The following is a 24437-nucleotide window of genomic DNA, read 5'->3' as shown; positions in this document are numbered from 1 at the left end:
CGCCGCGCGGGGGCGCCGAGAGCTGTCCTCTTGCGCGGAACTGCGGTAGATACCGGTGCCACTGTGGGGACGTCCCGGCCGCCATACGGTCGCGCCAGCTCTGCGTCAGGCAGAGTTGGATCGATCATGATGCCTTGATTCCTTGATAGTACAGGGATCAAGGTCTTGTGCCCCTGTGAAAATGAGCACGCCGGGGTCGATCACCTGGCTTTGCCGCCTGTCCCCGGCCCGTCCAGGCCCAGCCATCCGGCCAGCTTGCCGCCCTGCGCGACCGCGCGCAGCCGGCGCTCCGCCGCGTCGCGGACCGGGTCGGTGGCCACCACGAGGAGTTCGTCCCCGTGCCGCAGCACCGTCGTGGGGAGCGGTACGAACGACGTCCCCTCCCGTACGACGAGGGTGACGGCGGCCCCGGCCGGCAGCCGCAGCTCGTTGACCTCCACGCCGTGCATCCGCGAGCCCTCCGGGACCGACACGGACAGCAGATGCCCGCGCAGCCGCTCCAGGGGCGCCGACTCGATACCGAGGTCGGCCGCCTCGCCCGCCTCGCCGAGGCGCAGCAGGCGCGCCAGCCAGGGCAGTGTCGGCCCCTGGACGACGGTGTAGACGACGACCAGCACGAAGACGATGTTGAAGATGTGACGGCTGTCGCTGACGCCGTTCACCATGGGGATGGTCGCCAGGATGATGGGCACCGCGCCCCGCAGTCCCGCCCAGGACATCAGCGTCTGCTCCGCCGGGGGCACCCGGAACGGCGCCAGGCTGAGCACCACGCTCAGTGGGCGGGCCACCATGGTCAGCACCAGGCCGATGACCAGGGCGGGCCAGAAGTCGCCGCCCAGTTCGTGCGGGGTGACCAGCAGACCGAGCAGGACGAACATGCCGATCTGGGCGATCCAGCCCAGCCCCTCCGCGAAACCGCGCGTGGCGGGCCAGTGCGGGAGCTTGGCGTTGCCGAGCACCATCGCGGCGAGGTAGACGGCCATGAAGCCGCTGCCGTGACCGAGGGCGCCGGCGGCGTACGCCGTCACGGCGATCGCGAGAACGGCGATCGGGTAGAGGCCGGAGGCGGGCAGGGCCACGTGTCTGAGGCCCCAGGAGCCGAACCAGCCCACCGCGAGACCTATGGCGGCGCCGAGGGCCAGCTCCAGGGCTATGGTCCCGAGCAGCACGTACCAGTGCTCGACGGGGCCTGCCTGGGAGAAGGCGACGACGAGGATGACCACCGGGGCGTCGTTGAAACCGGACTCCGCCTCCAGCGTGCCCGTCACGCGTGCGGGGAGGGGGATTTTCCGCAGGACCGAGAAGACCGCGGCGGCGTCGGTGGAGGAGACCACCGCGCCGATGATGAGCGCCTTCCGCCACTCCAGGCCGACCAGATAGTGCGCGCCTGCCGCCGTGACGCCGACGCTGACGGCGACCCCTGCCGTGGCCAGGACGGCGGCGGACGGCAGGACCGGCCGGATCTCCTTCCACTTCGTGCCGAGGCCGCCCTCGGCCAGGATGACGACGAGGGACGCGTAGCCGATGACCTGGGTCAGCTCGGCGTTGTCGAAGTGGATGTTCCCGACGCCGTCCTGGCCCATGAGGACGCCGATCCCCAGGTAGACGAGCAGGCTGGGGAGCCCGCTGCGTGAGGAGATCCGGACGGCCGCGACGGCGACGAGCAGGACGAGGGAGCAGACGAGCAGGAGCTGGTTGAGGTGGTGGACGGTCAGCGGCGTTTCCTCCCCTGAGATCTGCGGTACTTCGTTACCTTACCTAACTCTTGACGATTTCTTGACGCTCTTCGGGGCAGGATCGAACGCTCGTACACGCTGGTTCCCGACTCCGCGTCAAGCGGCACAGGGCCCTGCGCCTATGGTTGCTCCAGCGCTCATTCGAAGTCACAGCCCGACCTGCCGCTCGCGTTAGGACAGCAAGGACAGCGATGCCCCCCAACACCACCGCCACAACGGGTGACAAGCCCGGCAAGTCCGGCAGGAAGAAGGGGCGCAAAGCCCGACTTATCGTGCTCGTACTGGTGCTGGCCGTCGTCGCGGGCATCACCGGCGGGGCCTACTGGTCCGTCAGCACCGTCCGCGCCTCCTTCCCGCAGACCAAGGGTTCGATCACGCTCGACGGCCTGTCCGGGCCCGTCGACGTCAAGCGGGACGGCAACGGCATCCCGCAGATCTACGCCTCCTCCGAGGAGGACCTGTTCATGGCGCAGGGCTTCGTCCAGGCGCAGGACCGGTTCTACGAGATGGACGTGCGCCGGCACATGACCTCCGGCCGCCTGTCGGAGATGTTCGGCAAGGACCAGGTCAAGAACGACGAGTTCCTGCGCACGCTCGGCTGGGACCGGATCGCCAAGCGGGAGTACGACACCAAGCTGTCGGCCACCACGAAGAAGTACCTCGACGCGTACGCCAAGGGAGTCAACGCCTACCTTCAGGGCAAGGACGGCAAGGACATCTCCCTGGAGTACGCGGCCCTAGGCTTCACCAACGACTACAAGCCCGAGAAGTGGACCCCGGTCGACTCCGTCTCCTGGCTGAAGGCGATGGCCTGGGACCTGCGCGGCAACATGCAGGACGAGATCGACCGCGCCCTGATGACCAGCCGCCTCGGCCCGCAGCAGATCCAGGACCTGTACCCGCAGTACCCCTACGGCCGCAACAAGCCGATCGTGCAGGAGGGCCAGTACAACCAGCTGACCGGGTCCTTCCAGCAGGGCGGCGGCACGGGCGGTTCCGGGACCACGACGGGCACGGTCGGTACCCAGACCCCGGCGGGCACGGTCGGTACCCAGACCCCGGCGGGCGTGACGGGCTCCGCCTCCTCGCCGGCGGCCGGTTCGGCCCTCACGAGCCAGCTGGGAGGCCTCTACAAGGTCCTGGACGACGTCCCCACGGCCGTCGGCGTGAACGGTCAGGGCATCGGCTCCAATTCCTGGGTCGTGGGCGGGAAGTACACCATCAACGGCAAGCCGCTGCTCGCCAACGACCCGCACCTGTCGGCTTCGCTGCCGGGCGTCTGGTACCAGATGGGCCTGCACTGCCGGACCGTCTCCAGCACGTGCCGGTACGACGTCACGGGCTACACGTTCGCCGGCATGCCCGGTGTGATCATCGGCCACAACGCGGACATCGCCTGGGGCATGACCAACTCCGGGGTCGACGTCACCGACCTGTACCTGGAGAAGGTGACCACGAACGGTTACCTGTACGACGGCAAGGTCCGGCCCTTCAAGACCCGCGAGGAGACCATCGAGGTCGCCGGCGGCGAGTCCAAGACGATCGTCGTCCGCCAGACCGAGGACGGGATGCCGCTGCTGTCCGACCGTGACGACGAACTCGTCCAGGTCGGCAAGAAGGCCACGGTCAACACCGCCGCTCCCGACCGCGGCGACGGTTACGGCATCGCCCTGAGGTGGACCGCGCTCGACCCGGGCACCTCCATGGACGCCGTGTTCGCCCTCGACAGGGCGGCCGACTGGAGCGACTTCCGCAAGGCAGCCGCCCTGTTCGACGTGCCCTCGCAGAACCTGATCTACGCCGACACCAAGAACGACATCGGCTACACGCTGCCCGGCAAGATCCCGACCCGCACCGCGGCCCACGACGGCTCGATCCCGGCCCCGGGCTGGGACCCGAAGTACCGCTGGACCGGCTTCGTCAAGCAGGACGAGCTGCCCTACGAGTACAACCCCGAGCGCGGCTACATCGTCACCGCCAACCAGGCCGTGGTCGACAAGGCCAGGTACCCGTACACGCTGACCACCGACTGGGGCTACGGCACCCGCAGCCAGCGCATCACCGACCTGATCGAGTCCAAGATCAAGGACGGCGGCAAGATCTCCCCCGAGGACATGCGCCAGATGCAGCTGGACAACAGCAGTGAGATCGCCAAGCTCCTGGTGCCCAAGCTGCTGAAGATCAACCTGGCCGACGGTGACGTGCGCCAGGCGCAGAAGCTGCTGGAAGGCTGGGACTACACCCAGGACGCCGACTCCGCGGCGGCTGCCTACTTCAACGCCGTCTGGCGCAACGTCCTGAAGCTCGCCTTCGGGAACAAGCTCCCCAAGGAGCTGCGCGTCAAGGGACAGTGCCTGTGGGTCCACAAGATCGACAGCACCGGTCCGGTGGACGACGACAGCAAGGTGCGCGAGTGCGGCGAGCGCGACGCGGACCAGGCGCAGCCGGACGGCGGCGACCGCTGGTTCGAGGTCGTGCGCACCCTGATGGACAAGCCGAACAGCGAATGGTGGAAGACGCCCAAGTCGGGCACGCGCCCCGCGGCGGACAACCGGGACGAGCTGCTCGCCCGCGCCATGATCGACGCCCGCTGGGAGCTGACCGCCAAGCTCGGCAAGGACATCGACAGCTGGAGCTGGGGCCGGCTGCACCGGCTGTTCCTGAAGAACCAGACGCTGGGCACCGAAGGACCCAAGGTCCTCCAGTACGTGCTCAACCGCGGCCCCTGGAAGCTCAGCGGCGGCGAGGCCACGGTCAACGCGAGCGGCTGGAACGCGGCCGGCGGCTACAACGTCGTCTGGGTGCCCTCCATGCGGATGGTGGTGAACCTCAAGGACTTCGACAAGTCCAAGTGGATCAACCTGACCGGAGCCTCCGGGCACGCCTACAGCGCCCACTACACCGACCAGACGAGCAAGTGGGCCAAGGGCGAGCTGCTGTCCTGGTCCTTCTCGGGCAAGGCGGTCGACGACAGCACGAGCGACACGCTCGTCCTCAAGCCGTGACCCATTGACGGCACGCAGCACACGAAACGGCCCTCCACGCGCGTGTGGAGGGCCGTTTTCGCATGTGGGGCTCGTACGGGCGTCAGGCGCGCGGGAAGCGGCGCACGCCCGAGGGCGTCACCACCGCCTGCACCGGCCGGTCGTGCGCCTCCGCGGGGACCCGCGCGACGACCTCGGTGTCGTACAGGAGCACCACGAGGGCCGGGTGGGCGCCCGCGCGCTCCAGGCGGGCCAGGACGCGGTCGTACGACCCGCCCCCGCGCCCCAGGCGCATCCCGCGCTCGTCCACCGCGAGCCCCGGCAGCAGGACCGCGTCGGCCGACGTCACCGCGTCCGGGCCGAGGCGCTCCCCCGAGGGCTCGAACAGCGCCATCTTCCCGCCGTGTTGAACCCTCGCGAGGGAGTCCGGGCCGGTGTACTCGCCCCAGTCCAGGTCGTTGTCGGGCAGGAGCGCGGGGAGCAGCACACGGACGCCCTGCGCGCGCAGCGCGTCCAGCAGGGCACGTGTGCCCGGCTCGCTGCCCACGGAGACGTACGCCGCCACCGTGCGCGCCCGCGCCAGCTCGGGCAGTTCCAGGGCCCGTACCGCCAGCGTTTCGCCCGCTTCCCGGACGACATCCTCCGTCAACCTGTTCCTCACCGCGAGGAGCTCCCGCCGCAACATTCGCTTGTCAGGCTCGGCCGTACGTCCGACGTGTTCCACAGGTCGTTCTCGCATCCTTCTCACTTTGTGCTCACACAGCGCTCACTGCCCGGAGCCACAGAATCCCCACAAAGGCACCGGATAAGGTTGCGGGCATGACTCAGTCGCACCCCAGGATCAGCAAGGCTGTCATCCCCGCAGCAGGGCTCGGTACCCGGTTCCTGCCGGCCACCAAAGCCACTCCCAAGGAGATGCTGCCGGTCGTGGACAAGCCCGCGATCCAGTACGTGGTCGAGGAGGCCGTGTCGGCGGGGCTCGACGACGTTCTCATGATCACCGGACGCAACAAGCGCCCTCTCGAGGACCACTTCGACCGCAACTACGAGCTCGAATCGGCGCTCGAGAAGAAGGGCGACGCCGAACGCCTCGCCAAGGTGCAGGAGTCCAGCGATCTCGCCACCATGCACTACGTGCGCCAGGGCGACCCCAGGGGCCTCGGCCACGCCGTGCTCTGCGCCGCCCCGCACGTCGGCCATGAGCCCTTCGCCGTGCTCCTCGGTGACGACCTGATCGACCCGCGCGACCCACTGCTCCAGCGCATGATCGAGGTACAGGAGCGCAGCGGCGGCAGTGTGGTCGCCCTCATGGAGGTGGCTCCCGAGCAGATCCACCTCTACGGCTGCGCGGCCGTGGAGGCCACCGCCGACGGTGATGTCGTCAAGGTGACCGGCCTGGTGGAGAAGCCGGACCCGGCCGACGCCCCCTCGAACTACGCGATCATCGGCCGCTACGTCCTCGACCCCCACATCTTCGACATACTGCGCACCACCGAGCCGGGCCGCGGCGGCGAGATCCAGCTCACCGACGCGCTCCAGCAGCTCGCTCAGGACGAGAAGGTCGGCGGTCCGGTGCACGGCGTCGTCTTCAAGGGCCGCCGCTACGACACCGGCGACCGTGGCGACTATCTGCGTGCCATTGTCAGACTCGCGTGCGAACGTGAAGACCTGGGCCCGGACTTCCGGACCTGGCTTCGCAGTTACGTAGCCGAGGAGATGCAGCAACGTTGAGCAGCGCCGCGACCCGCCCCGCCGGCCCGGACCACCTGTGGTCGGTGGACGAGCACCTGGAGGACATCCTCTCCACCGTCCGCCCCCTCGACCCGATCGAGCTGCAACTGCTCGACGCCCAGGGCTGTGTCCTGGTCGACGACGTCACGGTGCCGGTCTCCCTGCCGCCGTTCGACAACAGCTCGATGGACGGGTACGCGGTGCGGGTCGCGGACGTCGCCGGCGCCGGTGAGGAGTTCCCGGCCGTCCTGGAGGTCGTCGGGGACGTCGCGGCGGGCGCGGCCGACCTGGTCCGGGTCGGCCCCGGGCAGGCCGCCCGGATCATGACCGGCGCGCCGCTGCCGCCCGGCGCCGAGGCCGTCGTCCCCGTCGAGTGGACCGACGGCGGGCTCGGCGAGGGCCCGGTCAGCGGGATGCGGGCACGCAGCCTGGCCCCCGGGGGCGCCGCGGGGCACGTACGGGTGCACCGCCCCGCCGAGGCACGCGCGCACGTGCGCGCGAAGGGCAGCGACGTGAAGGCCGGAGACCTCGCCCTGGAGGCCGGGACGGTCCTCGGCCCGCCGCAGATCGCGCTGCTCGCCGCGATCGGCCGCGGCACGGTACGCGTGCGCCCGCGCCCGCGCGTGGTCGTCGTGTCCACCGGCAGCGAACTCGTCCCGCCCGGCGAGGAACTGGCGGGTGGACAGATCTACGACTCCAACAGCTTCGCGCTCACCGCCGCCGCGCGGGACGCGGGCGCCATCGCCTACCGGGTCGGTGCCGTCGCCGACGACGCCGACATCCTGCGCTCCACCATCGACGACCAGCTGGTCCGCGCCGACCTGTTGGTGACCTCGGGTGGGGTCAGCGTCGGCGCGTACGACGTCGTCAAGGAGGCGCTGGCGTACGTCGGTGACGAGGACGAGGCGGGCAGCGGCATCGACTTCCGCAAGGTCGCCATGCAGCCCGGCAAGCCCCAGGGCTTCGGCTCCATCGGCCCCGACCACACGCCGCTGCTGGCCCTGCCCGGCAACCCGGTGTCGTCGTACGTCTCCTTCGAGCTGTTCGTCCGCCCCGCGATCCGCGCCATGATGGGCCTGGAGGACGTCCACCGGCCCCGCGTGCGAGCCGCTCTCAGGGCCGACGAGGCGCTTCGCTCGCCCAAGGGGCGTCGGCAGTTCCTGCGCGGCAGGTACGCCGACGGGGAGGTGACCCCCGTGGGCGGCGCCGGCTCCCATCTGATCGCGGCGCTGGCGCACGCCGACGCGCTGATCGTGGTCCCGGAGGACGTGGAGTGCGTCGAGCCCGGCACCGAGGTGGAGGTCGTACTCCTCGGCTGACCCCGCACGCGTCATGCACCACAGCACCACGTGCACTGCGGGCACCGCACCACATGCACCACATGCACCGCACCACATGCACCGCGGGCACCGCGCCGCACGCAGGCGCGCGTGCCCCGTCCGCCCGGCCGGTCCTGGTCCGGTGCGCGCGCCGGCTTGGCGGTACCGTGTCGCGCACAGACAGGCCTGTGCACCGCACTGCAACGGGCCCGGACCGGGAGCGCCACACCATGACTGAGCCTCTCCGGGGGGAGACCCCCGGATCCCCTGTGCAGCAACGGCTGACGCACATCGACGAGGCGGGCGCGGCCCGCATGGTCGACGTGTCCGGGAAGGACGTGACCGCGCGCACCGCCCGCGCCGGCGGCCGGGTCCTCGTCTCGCCCCGCGTGGTCGAGCTGCTGCGCGGCGAGGGGGTACCCAAGGGCGACGCCCTGGCCACCGCGCGTATCGCGGGCATCATGGGCGCCAAGCGCACCCCGGACCTGATCCCGCTGTGCCACCCGTTGTCGGTGTCCGGTGTGAAACTGGACCTGACGGTCACGGACGACGCCGTGGAGATCCAGGCCACCGTGAAGACGACGGACCGGACGGGCGTCGAGATGGAGGCCCTCACCGCGGTGACGGTCGCCGCACTCACCGTGGTCGACATGGTCAAGGCGGTCGACAAGGGAGCGGTCATCACCGACGTACGGGTGGAGGAGAAGACGGGCGGCAAGTCGGGCGACTGGAGCCGGTCATGAGCTACCGCGCTCTCGTGGTCACCGCCTCCAACAGGGCTGCCGCCGGGGTCTACGAGGACCGGGGCGGCCCCCTGGTCGCGGACGGCCTGCGGCGCTTCGGGTTCGTCGTGGAGGGGCCCCGGGTCGTGCCCGACGGCGACCCCGTGGAGGCGGCCCTGCGCGCCGCCGTCGACGCCGGGTACGACGTCGTCGTCACCACCGGCGGCACCGGCATCTCGCCCACCGACCGCACGCCCGAGGCGACCCGCAAGGTGATCGACCGCGAGGTGCCGGGCGTGGCGGAGGCCATCCGGGCCTTCGGCCGGGAGAAGGTGCCGACCGCCGCGCTCTCCCGGGGGCTCGCCGGAGTCGCGGGATCGACGCTGATCGTCAACCTGCCCGGGTCCAGCGGCGGGGTGAAGGACGGGCTGGCCGTCCTGGAGCCGCTGCTGGTCCACGCCGTCGACCAGATCCGCGGCGGGGACCACCCCGGACCGAGCAGTGGGGGTGCGAGCTGAACAGCCCTTCCTGGCCCGTCGTGCTGGCGGACGGAGACATCGTCCTCCGGCCGATAAGGCTGCGCGACCAGGGGCCCTGGCGCGAGGTGAACCGGCGCAACCGGGACTGGCTGCGCCCCTGGGAGGCGACCATTCCGCCGCCCACGCCGAGCGGGCCGGTCACGCACCGGCCGACCTACCGCCAGATGGTGCGGCACCTGCGCGCCGAGGCCAACGCGGGCCGGATGCTGCCGTTCGTCATCGAGTACCAGGGGCGTCTCGTCGGGCAGTTGACGGTCGCCGGGATCTCCTGGGGATCGATGTGCTCGGGGCACATCGGCTACTGGGTGGACGAAGCGGTGGCCGGGCACGGGGTGATGCCGACGGCCGTCGCGCTCGTCGTGGACCACTGTTTCCGCACCGTCGGGCTGCACCGCATCGAGGTCTGCATTCGCCCCGAGAACAGGCCCAGCCGCCGGGTCGTGGAGAAACTCGGATTCCGCGAGGAGGGGCTCCGGCCGCGCTATCTGCACATTGACGGCGCCTGGCGCGACCACCTCGTCTTTGCGCTCACGGCGGAAGAGGTGCCCGAGGGGTTGCTCGCGCGCTGGCGGCGGGCACGCTCTCAACGGAATCCGCAGGGCACCGCGGGGAATGCCGGCTAGCCGGCTCCCGCCGACCCGGAAATTGAATACATGTTCGAAATTGACCGGCCGGTGACCGCCGCTCGGGGCTTTGAATTCGCGGCTCCGACGGTCCGCTGATCGCAGCGGTCGCAAAAAAGCTGGAAATATCAGCCAGATCGTGCGACACACCGGCGCAATTGGCAGATGGCCTCACGCAAACCCCTCTACCGTGTGAGACGTGAGCAGCAGCGGCCTCATCTACGCAGTCATTGTCGGGGCCTGGGCCGCCTACTTGGTGCCGATGTGGCTCCGTAGGCAGGACGAGCTGAACGAGGCCCGTCCGACTGAACGCTTCAGTACCGCCATCCGGCTGCTGTCCGGACGGGCGGGGATGGAGCGTCGGTACGCCAAGGACCTGCGGGCGCGCTCCGCCCAGGAGGGGGAGCCGGACGCCGTCGATCCGGACGCCGTCACCGATTCGGTGGACGTCCGGGCCTTCGCCGTGCCTCCGACCCGCCGTCAGGTCCGTACGGAGGCCGAACCGGAGGCGCCCGGGACGGCGGAACCGGCGCGCGAGCAGGACGCCGTCCCGGCGTCCCAGCCGCCCTCCGCCTCCGCGTCGCAGCGGGTGCCGTCGGCGCAGGCCGCCGCCGCGCGCGACCAGCGCTCGAAGGTGCTCGCACGCCGACGGCGCACCACCGTGCTGCTCTTCCTCGCCTTCACGCTCGGCGCGATCGTCGCCGCCGTCGGGGGGCTCGCCTTCCTGTGGGCGCCCGGCGTGCCCGCCGTGCTGCTCAGCGCGTACATCGCCCATCTGCGCTCGCAGGAGCGGCGCCGTTTCGCGTACCAGATGGACCGCCGTCGCGCCGAGGCCGCCGCGCAGCGCCTGCGCGAGCGCCAGCCGCGCCGGCGCGCGTCCCTCGACACGGACCCCGGCGCGGACGAAGCGGACGAGGGCGCAGAGCCCGCGACCGACCCCGGCCTCTCCGCGGCGCTCGCCGCGGACCGGCGCGCCCTCGTCGAGCAGACCGACCACGCCGAGTGGGTCGACCAGCAGCGCGAGCGGCAGCGGCGGCCCGGCCACGGGGACAGCTGGGATCCCGTGCCCGTGCCGCTGCCGACGTACGTGACCGCGCCGGTCGCCCCGCGGGCCACCTCCGACGTGGACCTGGGAGCACCCGGCACCTGGAGTTCGGCGCGGTCCAGTGCGGTTGCGCCGGAGCATGAGGCGGACCACGCGCCGCAGACCGAGGCGGACGAGCCGGCGCCCGCGTCCGGCGACAGGCCGGCGGACGGACGCAGCGACGCCCGCCGTGCCGCCTCCGCGCGCCGGGCACGTGAGCGCGGACGCACCCCTCTGTTCGACCAGTACGAGGACGGCGACCGCCCGCGCGCGGCCAACGAGTGATCGGCAGGTGACCGCCGTCACACCACTGGAGCCCGCCTCTGACCAGTCAGGGAACGGATTTCCAAGCACCCCGGCGGGGATGCTAGAGTTTCACTCGTTGCAAGGGCCTGTGGCGCAGTCCGGTAGCGCACCTCGTTCGCATCGAGGGGGCCAGGGGTTCAAATCCCCTCAGGTCCACGCAGCATGAAGCCCCGATCGGCGGAAGCCGACCGGGGCTTCATCGTGTCTACAGCTTCTTCGCGAAGCAGCGGCTCTCCGGGTAGTGGCGGTAGTAGCCGAAGGGCGTGCAGGGCTCGTAGCCGGACGAGGCGTACAGGGCGATGGCCTCCGGCTGCTTGGTGCCGGTCTCCAGGACCATGCGGACCCGGCCGGCCGCGCGGGCGTCCTCCTCCAGTGCCCCCAGGATGCGGCGGGCCAGTCCCCGGCCGCGCATCTCCGCCACGACGAACATGCGCTTCAGCTCGGCGTCCCCGTCCTCGTTGCCCTCCTCGTTGCGGTCCTGGCTGCGCCAGCCACCGGTGGCCACGGGGCGGTCGAACTCGTCATAGGCGATCAGGTAGACGCCACGGGGCGGGTCGAAGTCCATCGCGTGGAGGACGGTGGCATCGCCCTCGTCGCCGTAACGCTCGGCGTACTCGGCCTGGACCTCGTCGTTGAGCTTCACGGCGTCGGGGTGATCGAAACGGACACGGCGGATGTTCATGCTGGGTATCGAACCTCTGTGCAGCGGGTTGGCGGACTCAGACCAGTGTGCCGGTATCGTGCCCTGGTGCTGACTGTGACCTCCGTGAACGTGAACGGGCTGCGGGCCGCCGCCAGGAAGGGCTTCGTGGAGTGGCTCGCCCAGACCTCCGCGGACGTCGTGTGCCTGCAGGAGGTCCGCGCCGAGCCGCACCAGCTGCCCGAGGAGGTACGGCAGCCCGACGGCTGGCACGTCGTGCACGCCCCGGCCGCCGCCAAGGGCCGCGCCGGCGTCTCCCTCTACACCCGGCGCGAACCCGACCGGGTCCGGGTCGGCTTCGGCTCGGCCGAGTTCGACGGCAGCGGGCGCTACGCGGAGGCCGACCTGCCCGGGGTCACCGTCGTCTCCCTCTACCTGCCCTCCGGTGAGGTCGGCACCGAACGGCAGGACGAGAAGATGCGCTTCATGGGCGAGTTCCTCGCCCACCTCAAGCAGCTGCGCGAGCGGGCCGCCGCCGACGGGCGGGAGGTGGTCGTCTGCGGCGACTGGAACATCGCCCACCGGCAGGCCGACCTGAAGAACTGGCGCGGCAACACCAGGAACTCCGGCTTCCTGCCCGAGGAACGCGACTGGCTGACCCGGGTGTTCGACGCGCAGGACGGCGGCTACGTCGACGTCGTACGGGCCCTGCACCCCGATACGGAGGGGCCGTACACGTGGTGGTCGTACCGCGGACGGGCCTTCGACAACGATTCGGGATGGCGCATCGACTACCACGTGGCCACGCCCGGCCTCGCGGCCAAGGCGGTCAAGGGCTTCGTCGAACGCGCGGCCACACACGCCGAGCGGTGGTCCGACCATGCGCCGGTCACCGTGGTGTACGACCAGTAGGGCCGTCGGCCGGCAGGGAGGACGGGGCGGCTCAACCGCGCTTGCTCAGGCGGCGGTCCAGCGCCAGGGACAGCTCCGCCTCCACCACGCTGCGGGCGAGGGGGCGCAGGCGGTGCAGGTCCTCCTCGGGGGCGTGGCGCAGGATCAGGTCGGCGAAGAGTTCGGCGAGGGCGTCGGCGTGCTCGCGGACGCGGGCGCCGGCCGCGAGGACCTCCGCGAGCGGAATGCCCTCGCGGACCAGCGCGGAGGAGACGTCCAGCAGGCGGCGGCTGATGTGGACGATCTCGTCGCCGTCGGTGCCGAGGTAGCCCAGCTCCATGGCGGCGGCCAGGTTCTCCGGGGTGACCTCGCCCTCGAAGCGGGCGGCGAGTTCCTCGGGGGTGAGCCGGACCGGTTCCTCCTCGGTGGGGGTGCCGACGCCGAGGACGTCGGCGACGTCGCGGCCCTGGTCGAGGGCCTCCGCGAGTTCGGCGATGCCGCTGAGGGTGTGACCGCGCTCCAGCAGCGCCGCGATCGTGCGCAGGCGGGCCAGGTGGTGGTCGTCGTACCAGGCGATACGGCCCTCGCGGCGCGGTGGCGGGATCAGCTTGCGTTCGCGGTAGAAGCGCAGCGTGCGCACGGTGATGCCGGCCAGGCGCGCCAGCTCCTCCATCCGGTACTCGCGCCGTTCCCCCGGGTGTCCCGCTTCCTCTGCCACGTGCGCAGCCTATGTTGTACCGCCGGTAACTTTCCTTCCGTGACCCCTATCGCTCGGTACGGAGCTGCTCTACAGTCCCATTGCGCCAGTAATCACTGGCATGGTTTCTAGGTGATGCGTGGAGGCTTCGTCGATGGCCGAGCACGAGCATGTACGGGTGGCGGTGATCGGGTCCGGGTTCGGCGGGCTGGGAGCCGCCGTGCGGCTGCGCCGGGAAGGGATCACCGACTTCGTCGTCCTGGAGCGGGCGGACAGCGTCGGAGGCACCTGGCGGGACAACAGCTACCCGGGCTGCGCCTGTGACGTGCCCTCGCACCTGTACTCCTTCTCCTTCGCGCCCAATCCCGACTGGCCGCGGACCTTCTCCGGGCAGGAACACATCCGTGCCTACCTGGAGCACGTCACCGACGTCTTCGGCCTGCGCCCGCACATCCGCTTCGGCTCCGAGGTGAAGCTGATGAGCTGGGACGGAGGGAAGCTGCGCTGGAACATCGAGACCACCCGCGGGCCGCTGTCCGCCGATGTCGTGGTCTCCGCCACGGGGCCGCTGTCCGACCCCAAGGTCCCGCAGATCCCGGGGCTCGAGTCCTTCCCGGGCAAGGTGTTCCACTCCGCCCGCTGGGACCACGACTACGACCTGCGCGGCAAGCGCGTCGCCATGGTCGGCACCGGTGCCTCAGCCATCCAGATCGTGCCCGCCGTCCAGCGCGAGGCCGGCCGGCTCACCGTCTTCCAGCGCACGCCCCCGTGGGTGATGCCCCGCATGGACCGCGCCGTCAGCGGCGTCGAGCGCCGGCTGCACCGGGCGCTGCCCTTCACCACCCAGCTCCGCCGCGGGCTGCTGTGGGGCATCCGGGAGCTGCAGGTTCAGGCGTTCACCAAGCACCCCGACGAACTGGGCCTGGTCGAGAAGCTGGCCAGGCGGAACATGACCCGCGCGATCAAGGACCCGGTCCTGCGCGCCAAGCTCACCCCCGACTACCGCATCGGCTGCAAGCGCATCCTGCTGTCCAGCGAGTACTACCCGGCGCTCGCCAAGCCCAACGTGGATGTCGTCGCCAGCGGGCTGAGCGAGATCCGCGGCTCCACCGTCGTCGCCGCCGACGGCACCGAGGCCGAGGTCGACGCGATCATCTTCGGTACGGGCTTCCACGTCACGGACATGCCCATCGCCGAGCGCGTGGTCGGCGCGGCCGGCCACACCCTCGCGGAGTCCTGGAAGAACGGCATGCAGGCGCTGCGCGGCGTCTCGGCCGCGGGCTTCCCGAACTGGATGACGATCATCGGGCCCAACACCGGCCTCGGCAACTCCTCCATGATCCTCATGATCGAGTCCCAGCTGAACTACATGGCCGACTACCTGCGCCAGCTCGACGTCCTCGGAGGCCGTACCGCCCTCGACGCCCGGCCCGCCGCCGTGGACGCCTGGAACCACAGGGTCCAGGAGCGCATGAAGCGGACCGTGTGGAACACCGGCGGCTGCACCAGCTGGTACCTGGACGCGAGCGGCCGCAACACCACCATCTGGCCCGGCACCACGACCGAGTTCCGGCGTGCGACCCGGCATGTGGACCTGTCGGAGTACGAGGTCGTCCGCGAGCCGGAGGCGGACGAGCCCGAGGGGAAGAACGCGCGCACGGCCGGGAACACCGCCAGGAACTCGGCCGGGAAGAAGAGCGGGGCCGCCGCATGAGCCGTCCCGCCGCCGTCACCAGCGGGCCCTACGCCCCGCCCGCCCCCGCCCGGGAAATCACCGTCGTATCCGCCGACGGCGCACGGCTGCACGTGGAGGTGCACGGGCCCGACAACGCGCCGCCCGTCGTCCTCGCCCACGGGTGGACCTGTTCCACCGCCTTCTGGGCAGCCCAGATACGGGACCTGGCGACCGACCACCGGGTCATCGCATACGACCAGAGGGGGCACGGACGCAGTCCCGCAAGCCCCGTGTGCACCACCCAAGCGCTGGCGGACGACCTCGAAGCAGTGCTCGCCGAGACGCTCGGGCCCGGGGAGAAGGCCCTGATCGCCGGGCACTCCATGGGCGGCATGACGGTCATGGCCGCCGCCACGCGCCCGCGCCTGCGGGAACACGCCGCCGCCGTCCTGCTGTGCAGCACCGGCAGTTCACGGCTGGTCGCGGAGTCGAGCGTGGTGCCGATACGCGCCGGGCGGGTGCGCACCTGGATCACCGGGCGCATTCTCGGCTCGCGCGCCGCGCTCGGACCGGTCACGCCGGTCGCGAAGAGCATCCTCAAGAACGCGACCATGGGGGCCGGTTCGGCCCCGCACAGGGTGGAGGCGTGCGCCCGGATCGTGCACGCCTGCCCGCGCGCCGTGCGCCAGGCGTGGGCGCGCGTGCTGGAGGCGCTCGATCTCGACCACGGCGTACGGGAGTTGCACATGCCGACGGCGATCGTGCACGGCGCGTCCGACAGGCTCACGCCCCTCGTGCACGCCCGCACGCTGGCCGCCGCGCTGCCGCAGTGCGTGGGCCTGACCGAGCTGACCGGCGTCGGACACATGAGCCCGGTCGAAGCCCCCGAACTGGTGACCGGCAGGATTCGGGAGCTCGTCACCACGTACGTCGCCACCACCCGGTCCGCCCCGGGTTACACCCAGCCCCACCCCCGCCCCCAGCCCCACACCCAGTCCACCCCCGTGCACAGCGAGGAGAGCGCATGAGCAGGGTCAGCCTCGAAGGGCAGGTCGCCGTCGTCACCGGAGCGGCGCGCGGCGTCGGCGAGCTGCTGGCGCGCAAGCTCTCCGCGCGTGGCGCGAAGGTCGCGCTGGTCGGCCTGGAGGAGGAGGCGCTCAAGGACGTCTCCGGACGGCTCCACAGCGACAGCGCCTACTGGTACGCCGACGTGACCGACCACGAGACGATGAGCCGGGTCGCACGGGAGGTGAAGGAGCGCTTCGGGAAGGTCGACATCGTGGTCGCCAACGCCGGGGTGGCGGCCGGCGGGCCCTTCGTCGACTCCGATCCGCAGGCCTGGCGGCGGGTGATCGAGGTGAACCTGATCGGCTCGGCGGTGACGGCTCGCGCGTTCCTGCCGGCGCTGACCGACAGCCGCGGCTATCTGCTCCAGATCGCCTCGCTCGCCGCGATCACCCCGGCGCCGATGATGACGGCGTACTGCGCGTCCAAGTCGGGCGTGGAAGCGTACGCGCACAGTCTGCGCGCCGAGGTCGGCTACCAGGGCGTGCGCGTCGGCGTCGGGTACCTGTCCTGGACCGACACCGACATGGTGCGCGGCGCCGACCAGGACGACGTCATGCGGGAGCTGCGCCAGCGGCTGCCGTGGCCGTCGAACAAGACCTACCCGCTGGGCCCGGCGGTGGACCGGCTCGTCGCCGGGATCGAGCGGCGCTCCGCGCACGTGTACGGGCAGTGGTGGCTGCGCGGGATGCAGGGCGTGCGCGGGTACCTGCCGGGGCTCATCGGTGTCGTCGGGCAGCGCGAGGTGCGGCGGTTCGCGCCCCGTCTGAGGGGGATGAGTTCCGGACTCGTCGGCGCAGGTGGCGCCGCGGATGAGGCGGCGAGGGCTACGGACCGTAACTGATCCAGATGCGCCGCGTGTTCGCCCGTGTGAATCTGGTCGAGGCCCCGCCAAGGGGCCGATCCCCCTCACCCACCATGGAGTGAACCCACATGGGTACGAAGGACCAGTTCCAGGAGAAGGCCGGCGCGACGCGGGAACAGGGCCGACAGAAGGCCGACCAGGCCCGTGAGAAGGCCCAGCAGGGCGGTCAGCAGTCGCCGCAGCGCGGTCAGCAGTCGTCCCAGCGCGGTCAGCAGTCGCCGCAGCGTGGCCAGCAGTCGCCGCAGCGTGGCCAGCAGTCGCCGCAGCGTGGCCAGCAGCAGGGCCGTGGCCGCGAGAACCTGCGCGACATCGAGGACACCGAGCAGGAGATGCGGGAGCGCTTCGACCGCGACTACGACGCGTAGCCGTTGCGCTCGGCTCCGGCCGGTTTCCGTGGGGCGCCCTCCTTTCGAGGAGGGCGCCCTCCGTCCGTGGTGCTAGACCGGCCGGGGCGGAAGCTTGGGCCTGGAGCGGTTGGGGACCTCGCTGTAGTCCGGGGGGATGGCCGCGGGGTTGGTCTCCAGCAGTTCCAGGGCCAGTTCGACCGCGTCGGCCAGCTGGGCGTGGCGGCCCTCCGCCCAGTCCAGCGGGGTGCGCTGGATCTCCAGGTCGGGGGTGACCCCGCGGTTCTCCACGGACCAGCCGTACGCGTCGAACCAGGCCGCGTTCATCGGGACCGTGATCACCGTGCCGTCGCCGAGGCGGTGGCGGCCGGTCATGCCGACCACGCCGCCCCAGGTGCGCTGGCCCACGACCGGGCCCAGCTTGAGCAGCTTGAACGCGGCCGTGATCATGTCGCCGTCGGAGGAGGTCGCCTCGTCGGCGAGGGCCACGACCGGTCCCCGCGGGGCGTTGGAGGTGTACGACACCGGCTGGGCGTCCCGGGTCAGGTCCCAGCCCAGGATCGTCCGGGTCAGCTTCTCGATGACCAGCTCGCTGATGTGCCCGCCCGCGTTGCCGCGGACGTCGACGATCAGGGCCGGGCGGGACACCTCCATGCGCAGGTCGCGGTTGAACTGGGCCCATCCCGAGCCGCCCATGTCGGGGATGTGCAGGTAGCCGCACTTGCCGCCGCTCAACTCCCGTACGACGGCACGGCGTTTGGCCACCCAGTCCTGGTAGCGCAGCGGACGTTCCTCGACGAGCGGGACGACCGCGACCCGCCGCGGGTGCCCCGCCTCGCCCTCGGCCGGGGTGAAGGTCAGCTCGACGGTCGTCCCGCCCGAGCCCGCCAGCAGGGGGAACGGGCCGGTCACCGGATCGACCGGGCGGCCGTCGACGTGGGTGAGGACGGCGCCCTCGCGGATCCCCGTGCCGGACAGCGGTGAGCGCGCCTTGGGGTCGGACGATTCGCCGGGCAGGATGCGCTTGACCGTCCAGCGGCCCTCCCGGCGTACGAAGTTGGCGCCGAGCAGTCCCTGCCGGCGCTGGTAGTGCGGCGGCCCCTCGTTGCGGCGGGCGGCGGCGACGTAGGCGTGCGAGGTGCCCAGTTCGCCCAGGACTTCGCGCAGCAGGTCGGCGAACTCGTCGGGGGTGGCCACCCGTTCGACCAGGGGGCGGTACTGGTCGAGCACCGCGTCCCAGTCGATGCCACACATCCCCGGGTCCCAGAAGTAGGCGCGGATCAGGCGGCCGGCCTCGTCGTAGGCCTGGCGCCACTCGGCGGCCGGATCCACCTTGTGCAGGACGCGGCGCAGGTCGATCCAGACGGTCGTGTCGCTGTCGCCGGGCTCGGTGGAGGGCACGGCCCGCAGTTCGTCCTCGTCGACGACGACGAGCCGGGTGCCGTCGCCGCTCACCCCGAACCAGTCCAGGTCGCCGACCAGTTCGGACTTCTTCGCCTTGGCGATGTTGAAGTGCTCCAGGGTCGGCCGCCCGCTGATGTCGGCCGGGTTGGCGAAGGTCTCGCCGAGCGCGCCGGAGATCGGCCAGCGCAGCCAGACCAGTCCGCCGCCCGCGACCGGACACAGCGCCGAGTACTTGGAGGCGATGACCGGGAACGGCGTCACCCTGCTCTCCAGGCCCTCCACCTCGACCGTCACCGCGCCGCTCTCGCCGGCCTCCTCGTCCTCGACCGGGTCGAGCCCGCCGGCGGCCGGCCGCCCCTCCGGATTCAGGGCGAACGGGGACGGGGTGGCCGAGGACAGCGGCACCAGGTACGGGCGGCAGCCCAGCGGGAAGGACAGGTCGCCGGTGTGCACGTCGTACACCGGGTCGAAGCCGCGCCAGGACAGGAAGGCGAGGTAACGGCCGTCGCGTGTGAAGACGGGGTTCTCGTCCTCGAAGCGGCCGTTGGTGACGTCCACGACCAGCCGGTCCTTGATGCGGGCCAGCTTGATCTGCCGCAGGGAGCGCCCGATGCCCGGGTGGGACCAGGTGAGCCAGCAGCCGTCCGGGGAGAAGGCGAGGTCGCGGACGGGTCCGTTGACGGACCGGATCAGCTCGGTCACCGCGCCGCCCGGGTCCGCGCTGGTCGGGTCCGCGCTGCTCAGGGCCTCGCCGCCAGGGTCCGCGCTGCTCGGGGCCTCGCCGCCAGGGTCCGTGCTGCTCGGGGCCTCGCCGCCAGGGTCCTCGGCGCCCGCAGCGGCAGCCGCTTCCTCGGTCGCGTCCAGGAGCAGCAGCCGTCCGTCGTGCGAGGCGAGGGCCAGGCGCTCGCCGAGCGGGTCGCAGACCATCTCCAGGACCCGGCCCAGCTCGCCGGAGGCCAGCCGGCGCGGGGCGCGGTCGCCGCTGGCCCGGGGCAGATGGGCGATCTCGACGGCGTCCTCGCCCTCGGCGTCGGTCACGTACGCCACCTGCCCTGTCGAGCCCAGCATCTCCGGCAGCCGCACCCGCACGCCGGGCGGGTCGGTGATCGTCCGGGCGGGGCCGTCGCGGTGGGTGAGCCAGTACAGGCTGCCGCGCACGACGACGGCGCTGGCCCGGCCGGTCTCGTCCACCGAGATGCCGTCGACGTTCTGGGCGGCGGGCACGAGGTAGGGGCGCCGCCCGGCGCGCGGGCCGCTCAGCCGCACGTCCAGTCTGCGCGGGACCGAGTCCGGGGACAGGTCGTCGACGATCCACAGCTCGCCGGCGCACTGGTAGACCACGCGGGCACCGTCGGTGCTGGCCGCGCGCGCGTAGAAGGCGTCGTGGTCGGTGTGGCGGCGCAGATCGGAGCCGTCGTAGGCGCACGAGTACAGGTTGCCGGTGCCCTCGTGGTCGGAGAGGAAGGCGATCCGGCCGCCGACGAACATCGGCGACTCCAGGTGGCCGTCGATGTCTTCGAGCAGCCGCTGACCGTGCAGCCACAGCCGCCCCATGGCGCCGCCCCGGTACCGCTTCCAGGAGGCCGGTTCGTGCGGCGGGGTGCCGGTGAGGAGGAGTGTGCGGTGCCCGGCCTCGATGTCGGCGACCTGGATGTCGGAGACCGGGCCCCAGGGCAGCTTGCGGCCCGGGTCGCCGTCGGCGGACACCTTGTAGGCCCAGGTGAAGTACGAGAAGGGCTCCCCGTGCGAGGCGACGGCGAGGATGTCGCCGTCCGGTGTCCAGCCGCAGACCCGGGTGTCGGCGCTGCCCCAGTACGTCAGCTGTCGCGCGGGCCCGCCGTCGACGGCGACGACATGGATCTCCGGGACGAGGCTGCGCCAGCTCGTGTACGCGATGTGCCGCCCGTCGGGGGAGAAGCGCGGGGGGCCGGCCTTCGTGCGGTCCACGGTGAGCCGCCAGGCGCGGCCCGGGGTGTCGAGGGGCGCCAGCCAGAGGTCGTCCTCGGTCACGAAGCACAGCAGGTCGCCGATGAGGTGGGGAAGGCGCAGATAGCTCACTTTTCCATGCTTTTCCCGTGGCTGGAGCGCAGCAACTCGTGCGGCGCCGGCGCCGGGAACTTTTGCGGAGCGGCGTTCGTGCACCCGTTGCGCGACTCGGGAGTGACGTGCCGAGTGAGGCGTTGCGCGAGCTGCTGACGGGGTCGTGACCGAGGGCACGTACGAAACGGTTTCGTTTCGCTAGTGGGTGCGGTACATTCGGTCACGTACGAAACCGTGTCGTTCGGAGCAGGAGGTGAGCGGGATGATCGAGACCGCCTCGACCGCGACGTCGCGTCGCAGTCGTATCACCCCCGAGCGCGAGGCCGAGCTGTACGAGGCCGTGCTCGACCTGCTCCGGGAAGTCGGCTACGACGCCCTCACCATGGACGCCGTGGCCGCCCGCACCCGGTCCAGCAAGGCCACGCTCTACCGCCAGTGGGGCGGCAAGGCCCAGCTGGTCGTCGGGGCGCTGCGGCACAGCAAGAGAGGCCATGCCGGCGAGATCGACACCGGCTCCCTCTCCGGCGACCTGCACGCCGTGGTGGCGCTGCAGGACGACCGCGCCATGGAGCGGAACTCCGCGCTCATGCGGGGTATCGCCATGGCGATGCACCACAACGACGATCTGCGCCAGGTCTTCCGTGAGCAGATCGTGGAGCCCGAGATGGGAGGGTTCCGGCAGGTGCTGCAGCGCGCGGTCGACCGGGGCGAGGTCCGCCCCGACTGCCCGGCACTGGACTTCATGATGCACATGATGGTCGGCGGCTTCGTCACCCGGGCGCTGCTCGACGACCAGCCACCCACCCAGGCCTTCCTCACCTCGTACATCGACGCCGTGGTTCTCCCCGCCCTCGGCGTCAGCACCGACTGACAGCCCCCAGCTCACCCCGTTGTACCCAGCTCCACCTGACGTCACCGCTCACGTCGTCGGGCTGATCGCCCCTGCCCTGATGAACCCAACGACCTGACCGGGAGTACGACCCCGTGGCCACGTTCCTCTACAAACTCGGCCGGCTGGCTTTCCGGCGACGGCACGTCTTCGCCCTCCTATGGGTTGCGCTGCTCACCCTCGCCGGAGTGGGCGCCGCCTCCGCGCCGGCCCCCGGCAACTCGTCCTTCTCGGTCCCCGGTACCGAAGCGCAGAAGGCCTTCGACCTGCTGGAGCAGCGCTTCCCCGGCATGAGCGCCGACGGCGCGACCGCCCGCGTCGTCTTCAAGGCGCCGCGCGGCGAGAAGATGACCGACGTCCTCAACAAGGCCACCGTCGAGAAGACGGTGAAGGAACTGAAGGACGGCTCGGAGGTCGCCTCCGTCGCCGACCCCTACGCCGGGCACGCCGTCAGCAAGGACGGCGCGATCGCCTACACCTCCGTGAAGTACAAGGTCTCCGGCATGGAGCTGGAGGACTCCTCGCGCGACGCCCTGAAGAAGGCCGCACAGGACGCACGTGATGCCGGGCTGACCGTCGAGGTCGGCGGTGACGCGCTCAACACCAAGCCCGAGACCGGCAACAGCGAGGTCATCGGCATCGCCGTCGCCGCCGTCGTGCTCGTGATCACCTTCGGCTCGCTGCTCGCGGCCGGACTCCCGCTGCTGACCGCCGTCATCGGCGTCGGCATCGGCGTCTCCACGATCGCCGCGCTGGCCAACGCCCTGGACCTGGGCACCACTACCTCCACCCTCGCATCGATGATCGGCCTGGCCGTCGGCATCGACTACGCCCTGTTCATCGTCTCCCGCTACCGCGCCGAACTGGCCGCGGGCCGCGAGCGCGAGGAGGCGGTCGGACGGGCCGTCGGCACGGCGGGCTCCGCGGTGGTCTTCGCCGGCCTGACCGTCGTCATCGCGCTGGTCGGCCTGTCCGTCGTCAACATCCCGATGCTGACCAAGATGGGCGTCGCGGCGGCCGGCACGGTCGCGATCGCGGTCCTGATCGCCCTCACGCTCATCCCCGCGCTGCTCGGCTACGTGGGCCGCAAGGTCAAGCCGGCCGGTGAGAAGAGCAAGCTGCTCGGCGGCGGCCGCAAGCCCCAGCAGGCGGGCCGCCCGAACATGGGCACGCGCTGGGCGAGCTTCGTCGTACGGCGCCCGGTCGCCGTCCTCCTCCTCGGCGTCATCGGCCTCGGCGCGGCGGCGGTCCCGGCCGCATCCCTCGAACTGGGCCTGCCCGACGACGGCTCCCAGCCCGTCTCCACCACCCAGCGCCGCGCCTACGACCTCCTGTCCGACGGCTTCGGCCCCGGCTTCAACGGCCCGCTGATGGTCGTCGTCGACGCCAAGGGCAGCGCCCACCCCAAGGCCGACTTCACCAAGGTCGGCAACGAGATCAAGGGCCTCGAGGACGTCGTCACGGTCACCCCGGCCATGCCCAACAAGGCCGGCGACACCGCCACGATCACCGTCGTCCCCAAGTCCAAGCCGTCCTCGAAGACCACCGAGGACCTGGTGCACGCCATCCGCGACAAGGGCAGGGACATCGCCCGCGAGACGGACTCCGAGGTCCTGGTGACCGGTACGACGGCGATGAACATCGACGTCTCGCAGAAGCTGAACGACGCGCTGCTGCCGTACCTCGGCCTGGTGGTCGGCCTCGCCTTCCTGCTGCTGATCGTGGTGTTCCGCTCGGTCCTCGTCCCGCTGAAGGCGGCCCTCGGCTTCCTGCTCAGCGTGCTGGCGGCCCTCGGCGCCGTGGTCGCGGTCTTCCAGTGGGGCTGGCTGTCCGGCCTGATGAACGTCGAGCAGACCGGCCCGGTCATGTCGATGATGCCGATCTTCATGGTCGGCGTGGTCTTCGGTCTCGCCATGGACTACGAGGTGTTCCTCGTGACCCGTATGCGCGAGGCGTACGTCCACGGCGAGAAGCCGGTCCAGGCGGTGGTGACGGGCTTCCGCTACGGGGCGCGGGTGGTGACCGCCGCGGCCGTCATCATGATCGCCGTCTTCTCCGGCTTCATGGGCTCCAGCGAGTCCATGATCAAGATGATCGGCTTCGGCCTCGCCATCGCCGTCTTCTTCGACGCGTTCATCGTTCGCATGGCCATCGTCCCGGCGGTCCTCGCCCTGCTCGGCAAGCGGGCCTGGTGGCTGCCGGGGTGGCTGGAGCGCGTACTGCCCGACGTCGACGTCGAGGGCGAAGGCCTGCGCGCGGAGACCGAGCGCACGGACCTCGACGACGACAGGGAGCTGGTACGGGCCTGACGTACCGCTTCTGACGTCCGAGCCGGTGAGGGCGCCCCGTGCGGACGGGGCGCCCTCACCGGCTTCTTCCTCAGTGCCGCAGCCGCACCCGGAAGGCCGGGCAGGTGTCCGGGTCGTCCTCCTGATAGAGGTACGTGCGCTTGCCGTCCCCGGCGATCGACAGGGTGTCGAGGGTGTCGCCGGGCAGGAAGAACCGTGGTTCGGTGAGGCTGAGGCCGACCTGCGGATGTCCGCCCGCAGAGGCGCCGTGCTGCAGCTCCCAGGTGCCGGAACCGTCGAACGTGCCGCCGAGTTCGCCCCGGTAATAGCTGCCGGTCGGCCAGTGGTGCACGGTGACCCTGCCGCCGGGCTTGCCGTCCGTCGACGTGAGGGTGATCGTCGCACCCCTCGCTCTGCCCTCCCCCGCGTAAGTCCCGGTCAGATCCACGGAGCTGACGGAGGTCGCCTGCTTCCCCATGCAGGCCTCGACGGCCGTGGCCGCGGAGGAGCAGCCGGCCAGCGGGTACAGCAGCGCCGGCACGGCCACGGCGGTCACCCAGCGCGGACGCATGCCCTTGAGCAGGACTCGGAACAC

Annotated in this window: 20 protein-coding genes and 1 tRNA gene; 15 read left to right on the top strand and 6 right to left on the bottom strand. The window is 71.3% G+C overall.

Features of this window, described 5'->3' with window-relative positions:
• Nucleotides 1–200: 200 nt before the first annotated feature.
• Nucleotides 201–1736 carry a potassium/proton antiporter gene (locus K7G59_RS25760; protein ID WP_225838185.1) on the bottom strand — a complete coding sequence of 512 codons (1536 nt, stop codon included), beginning with the start codon at nt 1734–1736 and terminating at the stop codon, nt 201–203.
• Between the two features lie 191 nt (nt 1737–1927).
• Here K7G59_RS25760 and K7G59_RS25755 point away from each other — a divergent pair, with 191 nt between their 5' ends.
• Nucleotides 1928–4741 (top strand): penicillin acylase family protein, encoded by a 2814-nt coding sequence (locus tag K7G59_RS25755; RefSeq protein ID WP_225838158.1) that lies wholly within the window; start codon nt 1928–1930, stop codon nt 4739–4741.
• A gap of 82 nt (nt 4742–4823) precedes the next feature.
• On the opposite strand, the gene K7G59_RS25750 is transcribed toward K7G59_RS25755, so the two are convergent.
• A complete protein-coding gene (locus K7G59_RS25750) occupies nt 4824–5405 on the bottom strand; it encodes a 5-formyltetrahydrofolate cyclo-ligase (protein ID WP_263976769.1) in 582 nt (193 codons plus the stop codon).
• 134 nt (nt 5406–5539) lie between these two features.
• On the opposite strand from K7G59_RS25750, the gene galU reads away from it, so the two are divergent.
• The 7 genes from galU (at nt 5540) to K7G59_RS25715 (ending at nt 11200) form a co-directional block, all read left to right on the top strand.
• On the top strand, nt 5540–6451 hold the full coding sequence (gene galU / locus K7G59_RS25745) for a UTP--glucose-1-phosphate uridylyltransferase GalU (protein WP_225838156.1): 912 nt from the start codon (nt 5540–5542) through the stop codon (nt 6449–6451).
• On the top strand, nt 6448–7770 hold the full coding sequence (gene glp / locus K7G59_RS25740; RefSeq protein ID WP_225838155.1) for a gephyrin-like molybdotransferase Glp: 1323 nt from the start codon (nt 6448–6450) through the stop codon (nt 7768–7770). The genes galU and glp overlap by 4 nt, the downstream gene beginning before the upstream one ends.
• 230 nt (nt 7771–8000) lie before the next feature.
• Nucleotides 8001–8513: a cyclic pyranopterin monophosphate synthase MoaC gene (gene moaC, locus K7G59_RS25735; protein WP_225838152.1), complete on the top strand. Its 513-nt coding sequence runs from the start codon at nt 8001–8003 to the stop codon at nt 8511–8513.
• A complete protein-coding gene (locus K7G59_RS25730; RefSeq protein WP_225838151.1) occupies nt 8510–9010 on the top strand; it encodes a molybdenum cofactor biosynthesis protein B in 501 nt (166 codons plus the stop codon). The genes moaC and K7G59_RS25730 overlap by 4 nt, the downstream gene beginning before the upstream one ends.
• A 20-nt stretch (nt 9011–9030) precedes the next feature.
• Nucleotides 9031–9654 (top strand): GNAT family N-acetyltransferase, encoded by a 624-nt coding sequence (locus K7G59_RS25725; RefSeq protein ID WP_225838149.1) that lies wholly within the window; start codon nt 9031–9033, stop codon nt 9652–9654.
• Nucleotides 9655–9853: 199 nt separating this feature from the next.
• Nucleotides 9854–11023 carry a gephyrin-like molybdotransferase receptor GlpR gene (gene glpR / locus K7G59_RS25720; RefSeq protein ID WP_225838147.1) on the top strand — a complete coding sequence of 390 codons (1170 nt, stop codon included), beginning with the start codon at nt 9854–9856 and terminating at the stop codon, nt 11021–11023.
• Nucleotides 11024–11126: 103 nt separating this feature from the next.
• Nucleotides 11127–11200: transfer RNA gene (locus tag K7G59_RS25715), tRNA-Ala, on the top strand.
• Nucleotides 11201–11249: 49 nt separating this feature from the next.
• On the opposite strand, the gene K7G59_RS25710 is transcribed toward K7G59_RS25715, so the two are convergent.
• On the bottom strand, nt 11250–11726 hold the full coding sequence (locus tag K7G59_RS25710) for a GNAT family N-acetyltransferase (RefSeq protein WP_225838145.1): 477 nt from the start codon (nt 11724–11726) through the stop codon (nt 11250–11252).
• Between the two features lie 66 nt (nt 11727–11792).
• Here K7G59_RS25710 and K7G59_RS25705 point away from each other — a divergent pair, with 66 nt between their 5' ends.
• Entirely contained in the window at nt 11793–12596 is an 804-nt protein-coding gene (locus tag K7G59_RS25705; RefSeq protein WP_225838144.1) for an exodeoxyribonuclease III, read from the top strand.
• A 31-nt stretch (nt 12597–12627) separates the two neighbouring features.
• Here K7G59_RS25705 and K7G59_RS25700 read toward each other — a convergent pair whose 3' ends face one another.
• Nucleotides 12628–13248, bottom strand: coding sequence for a MerR family transcriptional regulator (locus K7G59_RS25700; RefSeq protein ID WP_225838183.1), 621 nt, complete (start codon nt 13246–13248; stop codon nt 12628–12630).
• Nucleotides 13249–13426: 178 nt separating this feature from the next.
• Here K7G59_RS25700 and K7G59_RS25695 point away from each other — a divergent pair, with 178 nt between their 5' ends.
• From K7G59_RS25695 to K7G59_RS25680, 4 genes are all read left to right on the top strand, one after another.
• Nucleotides 13427–14986 (top strand): NAD(P)/FAD-dependent oxidoreductase, encoded by a 1560-nt coding sequence (locus K7G59_RS25695; RefSeq protein ID WP_225838143.1) that lies wholly within the window; start codon nt 13427–13429, stop codon nt 14984–14986.
• Entirely contained in the window at nt 14983–15975 is a 993-nt protein-coding gene (locus K7G59_RS25690; protein ID WP_225838142.1) for an alpha/beta fold hydrolase, read from the top strand. The genes K7G59_RS25695 and K7G59_RS25690 overlap by 4 nt, the downstream gene beginning before the upstream one ends.
• On the top strand, nt 15972–16856 hold the full coding sequence (locus K7G59_RS25685) for an SDR family oxidoreductase (RefSeq protein WP_225838141.1): 885 nt from the start codon (nt 15972–15974) through the stop codon (nt 16854–16856). The genes K7G59_RS25690 and K7G59_RS25685 overlap by 4 nt, the downstream gene beginning before the upstream one ends.
• 89 nt (nt 16857–16945) lie before the next feature.
• A complete protein-coding gene (locus K7G59_RS25680; RefSeq protein ID WP_225838140.1) occupies nt 16946–17242 on the top strand; it encodes a hypothetical protein in 297 nt (98 codons plus the stop codon).
• 72 nt (nt 17243–17314) lie between these two features.
• Here the strand turns inward: K7G59_RS25680 and K7G59_RS25675 are convergent, their stop codons facing one another.
• A complete protein-coding gene (locus K7G59_RS25675; RefSeq protein ID WP_225838137.1) occupies nt 17315–20683 on the bottom strand; it encodes a S41 family peptidase in 3369 nt (1122 codons plus the stop codon).
• 244 nt (nt 20684–20927) lie between these two features.
• On the opposite strand from K7G59_RS25675, the gene K7G59_RS25670 reads away from it, so the two are divergent.
• Nucleotides 20928–21536 carry a TetR/AcrR family transcriptional regulator gene (locus K7G59_RS25670; protein WP_225838135.1) on the top strand — a complete coding sequence of 203 codons (609 nt, stop codon included), beginning with the start codon at nt 20928–20930 and terminating at the stop codon, nt 21534–21536.
• 113 nt (nt 21537–21649) lie between these two features.
• On the top strand, nt 21650–23863 hold the full coding sequence (locus tag K7G59_RS25665) for an MMPL family transporter (RefSeq protein WP_225838133.1): 2214 nt from the start codon (nt 21650–21652) through the stop codon (nt 23861–23863).
• 70 nt (nt 23864–23933) lie between these two features.
• Here the strand turns inward: K7G59_RS25665 and K7G59_RS25660 are convergent, their stop codons facing one another.
• Nucleotides 23934–24437: a hypothetical protein gene (locus tag K7G59_RS25660; protein WP_225838131.1), complete on the bottom strand. Its 504-nt coding sequence runs from the start codon at nt 24435–24437 to the stop codon at nt 23934–23936.

Origin of the sequence: Streptomyces sp. NK08204 (genome assembly GCF_020400585.1) — a bacterium.
In the GTDB taxonomy this organism is placed as follows: Bacteria; Actinomycetota; Actinomycetes; order Streptomycetales; family Streptomycetaceae; genus Streptomyces.
This window is presented reverse-complemented; position numbering and strand designations above follow the sequence as displayed.